Raw genomic sequence first — 5,949 nt, forward strand, 5'->3', positions numbered from 1 at the left:
GAGGAGGCCGTCGAGCACGGCGTCCGCGCCGAGGGCGACGGCGACGGCGCGACCGGTCGGGGCCTCGCCACTGGACGCGAGGGAGAGCGTGGTCCCGCCGGCGCGACGCAGCGCGGCCAGACCCTCGGCGTGCGGGCGCTCGCTCGTGAGCACGGCGGTCACGTGCGCGCCGCGGCGCGCGAGGTACGCCCCGGCGTGCAGCGCGTCGCCGCCGTTGTTGCCCGATCCCACGAGCAGCACCACCCGGGCGCCGGTCACGCGCCCGTCGCGCCGCCCGCCGCCGGGCCCGACGACCGAGCGTGCCCGCGCGAGGTCGCGCGCGACGACCGTGGCGAGCGCGAAGGACGCGCGCTGCATCAGCGGGACGCCCGCGTCGAGGAGGGGCCGCTCGGCGGCGCGGACGTCGTCGGCGGACCAGGCTTCGATCATGCGCCCATCCTGCCGAGCCGGGCGCGCCCGCGCCCCCGGGCGGTGGGGAGGGCGAACGACCGCCGCCCGGCCTAGGGTGACGCCCATGCGATTCGGACTCTTCATCCCTCAGGGCTGGCGGCTCGACCTCGTCGGCATCGACCCCGCGGACCAGTGGGAGACCATGCGGTCGCTCGCCCGGCACGCCGACACGGCGCTCGCCGGGGAGGGCCTGCCCGGCGCCGCGAACGCGTGGGAGTCGATCTGGGTCTACGACCACTTCCACACCACGCCGGAGCCGACGGACGAGGCGACCCACGAGGCGTGGACCCTCATGGCCGCGTTCGCCGCGTCGACGGAGCGCGTGCGCCTCGGTCAGATGTGCACGTGCACGGCGTACCGCAACCCCGCCTACCTCGCGAAGGTCGCGGCGACGGTCGACGTCGTGAGCGGCGGACGCGTCGAGATGGGCATCGGCGCCGGCTGGTACGAGCACGAGTGGCGCGCCTACGGCTACGGGTTCCCGCGCGCGGGCGAGCGTCTGGCCATGCTCGACGAGGGCGTGCAGATCCTCAAGCAGATGTGGACGAACGGCGTCGCGACGCTCGACGGGACGCACTACCAGGTCGACGGCGCGCGCCTCGCCCCCCTGCCGCTGCAGGTCGACGGCCCGCCGCTGTGGGTCGCGGGCGGCGGGGAGAAGAAGACGCTGCGCATCGCCGCGGAGCACGCGCAGTACACCAACTTCGACGGCACGCCCGAGGTCTTCGCCCACAAGTCCGAGGTGCTGCGCGGGCACTGCGAGGCGATCGGCCGCCCGTTCGAGGAGATCACCCGGACCGCCGACTACAACGTCGTCATCGGCGCGACCGAGGCCGACGTGGACGACCGGATCGCCTGGATCGAGGAGCACCTCTCGCGCTCGGTGCCGGAGCGCGCCGCGGAGCTCGCCGAGGCGGCGCGCCGCGGGCCGCTCGTCGGGACGCCGGAGCAGATCGTCGAGAAGCTGACGCACCTGCGCGACCTCGGCATGACGTACGCGATCACGTACTTCGCGGAGGCCGCCTACGACCGCAGCGGCATCGAGCTCTTCGAGCGCGAGGTGATCCCGGCGCTGCAGGGCTGAGGCGCCGCAGGACCGAGGCACCACAGGACCGCGGCGCTTCAAGACCTGCCCGGACGACGCCGGGGTCAGTCCTCGGCCACGACCATGGCCGAGGCGATCCCGGCGTCGTGCGAGATGGACAGGTGGAACCGCCGGATCCCGAGCTCGTCCGCCCGGGCCGCGACGGTGCCCCTGATCTCGACCTCGGGCGGGCCGCCGGGCACGCGGTGCACGGTCGCGTCGTGCCACTGCATGCCGCCCGGCGCCCCGAGCGCCTTCGCGATCGCCTCCTTGGCGGCGAACCGCGCCGCGAGCGACGACGGCGGCAGGTCCCGCTCCGCGGGCGTGAACAGCTTCTCGCGCAGGCGCGGGGTGCGCTCGATCGTCGCCATGAACCGCTCGACGTCGACGACGTCGATGCCCACCCCGATGATCACGCCCGGCCCGACGACTACTCGACCGTGACGGACTTCGCGAGGTTGCGCGGCTGGTCGACGTCGAGACCCTTGGCCGTCGCGAGCGCCATCGCGAAGATCTGCAGCGGCACGACCGCGAGCAGCGGGGACAGCAGCGTCGGGGACTCCGGGATCCAGAAGATCTCGTCGGCGAACGGCCGCACCGCGTCGTCCCCGTCCTCGGCGATGACGAGCGTGCGTGCGCCGCGCGCCCGGATCTCCTGGATGTTCGAGATGACCTTCGAGTGCAGGCCCTCGCGGCCGCGCGGCGACGGCACGATGACGAACACCGGCTGACCCTCGTCGATGAGCGCGATGGGCCCGTGCTTGAGCTCGCCCGCGGCGAAGCCCTCGGCGTGGATGTACGCGAGCTCCTTGAGCTTGAGCGCACCCTCGAGCGCGACGGGGAACCCGACGTGCCGGCCGAGGAACAGCACGGACGACGCGTCCTTCATCGACCGGGCCGTGGCGCGCACGTACTCGCCGCGCTCGATCACCGTCTGGATCTTGCGCGGCATCTCGCGCAGGTCCTCCAGGATGGCCGCGATCTCGTCGGGGAACTTGTTGCCGCGCAGCTGCGCGAGGTACAGGCCGAGGAGGTACGCCGCCGTGATCTGCGACAGGAACGCCTTCGTGGACGCCACCGCGATCTCGGGGCCCGCGTGCGTGTAGAGCACGGCGTCGGACTCGCGCGGGATCGTCGACCCGTGGGTGTTGACGATCGAGATGACCTTCGCGCCCTGCTCGCGCGCGTGGCGCACGGCCATGAGCGTGTCCATCGTCTCGCCGGACTGCGTCACGGCGACGACGAGCGTCTTCTCGTCGACGATCGGGTCGCGGTAGCGGAACTCGTGCGCGAGCTCGACCTCGACGGGGATGCGGCACCAGTGCTCGATCGCGTACTTGGCGACGTGGCCCGAGTACGCGGCCGTGCCGCACGCGACGACGATGATCTTGTCGACGGACCGCAGCACGGCCTCGTCGATGCGCAGGTCGTCGAGGACGAGCTTGCCGGACGGGTCGGTGCGCCCGAGGAGCGTGTCACCGACGGCGTGCGGCTGGTCGTGGATCTCCTTGTCCATGAAGGACGAGAAGCCGCCCTTCTCGGCCGCCGCGGCGTCCCAGTCGACCGTGTAGCGCTTCGCCTCGGCGGGGTTGCCGTCGAAGTCCGTGACCTCGACCGAGGTGGGCGTGATCGTGACGATCTGGTCCTGGCCGAGCTCGAGCGCCTCCTTGGTGTGGGAGATGAACGCCGCGACGTCGGAGCCGAGGAAGTTCTCGCCCTCGCCGAGCCCGACGACGAGCGGCGAGTCGTGCCGCGCGCCGACGACCGTGTCCGGCGCGTCCGCGTGGACGGCGAGCAGCGTGAAGGTGCCCTCCAGGCGCCGGGCGACGTCCGCCATGGCGCGCGTGAGGTCCTTCGTCTCGCGGTACGCGCGCGCCAGGAGCTGCGCGGCGACCTCGGTGTCGGTCTCGGAGCGGAACACGACGCCCTCGGCGAGCAGCTCCGCCTTGAGCACGGCGAAGTTCTCGACGATGCCGTTGTGGATCACCGCGAGGCGGTCGTCGTCGGCGAGGTGCGGGTGCGCGTTGGTGTCCGTCGGCCCGCCGTGGGTGGCCCACCGCGTGTGGCCGATCGACGCGGTCGAGGCCGGCAGCGGGTGCGAGCCGATCTCCTCGACGAGGTTGGCGAGCTTGCCGGACTTCTTGGCGAACGCGACGGCGTCGATCCCCGGCCCGACGAGCGCGACGCCCGCCGAGTCGTAGCCGCGGTACTCGAGCCGCCCGAGGCCCTCGAGCGCGACGTCGAGGGGTCGCCCCGAGGCCTCGCCGACCATGGTTCCAGGGCCCACGTAGCCCACGATTCCGCACATGGTCGTCGAGTCTAGTCATGCCTCGCCGGGCGTGGGGACGGCCGCCGTCCGAGGGTGGGCCCATGCCTACGGTGCGCATCGGACTGTCCGGCTGGCGGTACACGGACTGGCGCGGACGCTTCTACCCTCCCGGGCTGCCGCAGCGCCGGGAGCTCGAGCACGTCGCGTCCGTCTTCCCGTCGGTCGAGCTGAACGGGTCGTTCTACTCGCTGCAGCGGCCGTCGTCGTTCGTCGCGTGGCGCGAGCAGACCCCGGGGGGCTTCACGTTCGCGGTCAAGGGGCCGCGCTTCATCACGCACATGAAGCGCCTGCGCGACGTGCGCACACCGCTCGCGAACTTCCTCGCGAGCGGCGTCCTGGCGCTCGGCGACCGGCTCGGGCCCGTGCTGTGGCAGCTGCCCGCGCGCACGACGTTCGACGCGCGGACGCTCCACGACTTCCTCCGGCTCCTGCCCCGGACGACGGCGGACGCCGCGCGCCTCGCCCACGAGCACGACGACCGGCTCCGCGCCCCGGCGTGGACCGACGTCGACGCCGACCGCCCGCTCGTCCACGTGCTCGAGCCGCGGCACGCGTCGTTCGCCGACGACGCCGCCCTCGACCTCCTGCGCGAGCACGGCGTCGCCTTCGCGGTCTCCGACGGCGCGGGGCAGTGGCCCCTCGTCGAGGCCGTGACGCACCGCCTCGTCTACGTGCGCCTCCACGGCGACGAGGCGCTGTACACGAGCGCCTACCGCCCGCACGTCCTCGACGCGTGGGCGGACCGGGTCCGCCGCTGGCACGCCGACGGCCACGACGTCGAGGTGTACCTCGACAACGACACGCACGCCAACGCCCCCGCCGACGCCCGGGCGCTCATGGCGCGGCTGCCCGACCTGGCCGTCCCGGGCCCTGGCGACCCGGTCCACCTCCCGCCCCGGCGCGCGGTCCGCGCCGGGAGGACCCGGGCCGCGAGCGCCTGAGCCGGGGCAGCCCGCGCGTGCGCCGTCCGGCATCCGGCAGAATCGGGAGGGTGTCCTCCCCCGTCCACGAGGCGACCGACGCCCTCGCCCGTCTCTCGGCCACGTCGTCGTCGCCGTACGTCGACCTCGACCGTGCCGCCTGGAGCCGCCTGTCCGAGTCCACGCCGCTGCCGCTGACCGACGACGACGTCGGCCGGCTGCGCGGCCTGGGCGACCCCATCGACCTCGCCGAGGTCGACGCCGTCTACCGGCCCCTGTCCCGCCTGCTCAACCTCTACGTGACGGCGACGGCCGGGCTGCACGACGCGACGTCGACCTTCCTGCGCGAGGACACGGCCCGCACGCCGTACGTCATCGGTGTGGCCGGCTCGGTGGCCGTGGGCAAGTCCACGACGGCCCGCGTGCTGCGCGAGATGCTCGCGCGCTGGCCGGAGACGCCGCACGTCGAGCTCGTGACGACGGACGGCTTCCTCCACCCGAACGCGGAGCTCGCGCGCCGGGGCCTCATGGACCGCAAGGGCTTCCCCGAGTCGTACGACCGCCGCGCGCTCATCCGGTTCCTGTCGAACGTCAAGGCGGGCCACGACGAGGTCCGCGCACCCGTGTACGACCATCTGACGTACGACATCGTCCCCGGCGCCGAGACGGTCGTGCGCAAGCCCGACGTGCTGGTCGTCGAGGGCCTCAACGTCCTGCAGCCCGCGCGCCCGAGCGCGCACGACGAGTCGACGGTCGCCGTCTCCGACTTCTTCGACTTCTCGATCTACGTCGACGCCCGCACGCGCAACATCCGCCAGTGGTACGTGGACCGGTTCCTCACGCTGCGCCGGACGGCGTTCTCGCGCCCGGAGTCCTACTTCCGGCGCTACGCCGACCTCACCGACGAGCAGGCGGTGGAGCGGGCGCGGTGGATCTGGGACTCGATCAACGCGCCGAACCTCGAGCAGAACATCCTGCCGACGCGAGGCCGCGCGACGCTCGTCCTGACCAAGGGGTCGGACCACTCCGTCCAGCGCGTGCGCCTGCGCAAGCTCTGAGCCTGTCGGACGTCAGCCCGCCCGGCGCTGCTCCTCGCCCGGCGCGCCGGCGGCCGCACCGCTGCTCGTGACGGCCGGGCGGGGCGCCACGGCCTCGCCGTCGGCCGG

At 73.5% G+C, this 5,949-nt stretch carries 6 protein-coding genes; 3 read left to right on the plus strand and 3 right to left on the minus strand.

Annotated features, from left to right (window positions below; translation table 11 throughout):
- Positions 1–429 (minus strand): NAD(P)H-hydrate epimerase (locus JZ5iCDA_RS14880; RefSeq protein WP_216093457.1); only part of this gene is annotated, 429 nt, incomplete at its 3' end.
- 85 nt (positions 430–514) lie between these two features.
- Between JZ5iCDA_RS14880 and JZ5iCDA_RS14885 the strand changes: the two genes are divergently transcribed.
- On the plus strand, positions 515–1,534 hold the full coding sequence (locus tag JZ5iCDA_RS14885) for an LLM class F420-dependent oxidoreductase (protein ID WP_069387864.1): 1,020 nt from the start codon (positions 515–517) through the stop codon (positions 1,532–1,534).
- A 65-nt stretch (positions 1,535–1,599) separates the two neighbouring features.
- On the opposite strand, the gene JZ5iCDA_RS14890 is transcribed toward JZ5iCDA_RS14885, so the two are convergent.
- Positions 1,600–1,950, minus strand: a complete 351-nt coding sequence (locus JZ5iCDA_RS14890) for a holo-ACP synthase (RefSeq protein ID WP_069387865.1) — start codon at positions 1,948–1,950, stop codon at positions 1,600–1,602.
- A gap of 14 nt (positions 1,951–1,964) precedes the next feature.
- The gene (gene glmS / locus JZ5iCDA_RS14895) at positions 1,965–3,842 is read right to left on the minus strand and encodes a glutamine--fructose-6-phosphate transaminase (isomerizing) (RefSeq protein ID WP_069387866.1); all 1,878 of its coding nucleotides are present in this window, start codon (positions 3,840–3,842) and stop codon (positions 1,965–1,967) included.
- A 62-nt stretch (positions 3,843–3,904) separates the two neighbouring features.
- On the opposite strand from glmS, the gene JZ5iCDA_RS14900 reads away from it, so the two are divergent.
- Both JZ5iCDA_RS14900 and coaA read left to right on the plus strand, forming a co-directional pair.
- Positions 3,905–4,804, plus strand: coding sequence for a DUF72 domain-containing protein (locus JZ5iCDA_RS14900; RefSeq protein ID WP_083260050.1), 900 nt, complete (start codon positions 3,905–3,907; stop codon positions 4,802–4,804).
- Between the two features lie 50 nt (positions 4,805–4,854).
- The gene (gene coaA, locus JZ5iCDA_RS14905; RefSeq protein WP_069387867.1) at positions 4,855–5,841 is read left to right on the plus strand and encodes a type I pantothenate kinase; all 987 of its coding nucleotides are present in this window, start codon (positions 4,855–4,857) and stop codon (positions 5,839–5,841) included.
- Positions 5,842–5,949 lie beyond the last annotated feature (108 nt).

This window comes from Cellulosimicrobium cellulans (genome assembly GCF_001722485.1).
Classification (GTDB): Bacteria; Actinomycetota; Actinomycetes; order Actinomycetales; family Cellulomonadaceae; genus Cellulosimicrobium; species Cellulosimicrobium cellulans_A.